The sequence below is a fragment of the Rhodoferax sp. RT5P35 genome (assembly GCF_056521385.1).
Genome location: NZ_JBWMAX010000365.1, coordinates 1 through 1,026 on the forward strand (window position 1 = coordinate 1; position 1,026 = coordinate 1,026).

General features: G+C 65.1%; 2 protein-coding genes. Both read left to right on the forward strand.

The features are described from left to right. On the forward strand, window positions 1–249 hold a 249-nt coding region (locus tag AC097L_RS26365), incomplete at its 5' end, for an SET domain-containing protein (protein WP_479589640.1). 8 nt (window positions 250–257) lie between these two features. Then, window positions 258–1,026, forward strand: a 769-nt coding sequence (locus AC097L_RS26370) for a biotin--[acetyl-CoA-carboxylase] ligase (protein ID WP_479589641.1), incomplete at its 3' end; no start/stop codon positions are given.

Here is a 1,026-nt window from a genome sequence, read left to right on the forward strand (position 1 = left end):
CTGTTTGGGGGCAACTCGTCGCGCTGGATCAATCATTCGTGTGCGCCTAACTGTGAAGCGGACGAGCAAGACGGGCGTATCTTCATCAAAGCCCTGCGCAACATTCCGGCGGGCGAAGAGCTGAACTACGACTACGGCCTGATCATTGACGAGCGCTACACCGCCAAACTCAAGGCCGAGTACCCCTGCTGGTGCGGTGCCCAAAACTGCCGCAGCACGCTGCTGGCGCCCAAGCGCGGTCGCCGCTGAACGCCCCCATGCGCAGCCCGATACGCTGGCCCGCCGAGGCAATCTGGGAAGCCGTGGCACCTGATGTGCCTGGCTTCACGGTCGAAGTGCTGCCCGAGGTGGACTCGACCAACACCGAGCTGATGCGCCGTGCGCGGGCCGGCCAGCTGGAGCCCATTTTGCTGGTGGCTGAGCAGCAAACCGCGGGCCGTGGCCGCCTGGGGCGGGAGTGGGTGAGTGACGACAAGACCAACGCTGGTGGGCCCGCTTCCCTGACTTTTTCGCTGGGGTTGCCTCTGGCGCCGCAAGATTGGTCCGGCCTGTCGCTGGCGGTGGGCGTGAGCGTGGTGCAAAGCCTGCACCCTGATTTGCGCCTGAAGTGGCCCAACGACGTGTGGCTGCACGACTGCAAGCTGGCGGGCATCCTGATCGAGACCGCCAGCTTTGGCGACACCCGTTATGCCGTGGTGGGCGTGGGGCTCAACATTCGGGAGCGCGAAGGCACGGGCATGCGCACACCGCCCGCCTGGTTGCAGCAAGTGCTGCCAGGGCTGGACGCACCGCAGGCTCTGCTGCGCATCGTGGAGCCACTGGTGCAGGCCATCAAGGTGTTTGAGGTGCATGGGTTTCAGCCCTTTCAGGCCCGCTTTAATGAGCTGGACGCGCTGGGTGGGCTGGAGGTCAGCTTCAGTGACGGCTTGGGTGGTACGGCCATGGGCGTGGACGAGGTGGGTGCCTTGCGGGTGCAAACTGCGCAGGGCCTGAAAAAGGTCACCAGCTCCGAGGTGAGTGTGCGCC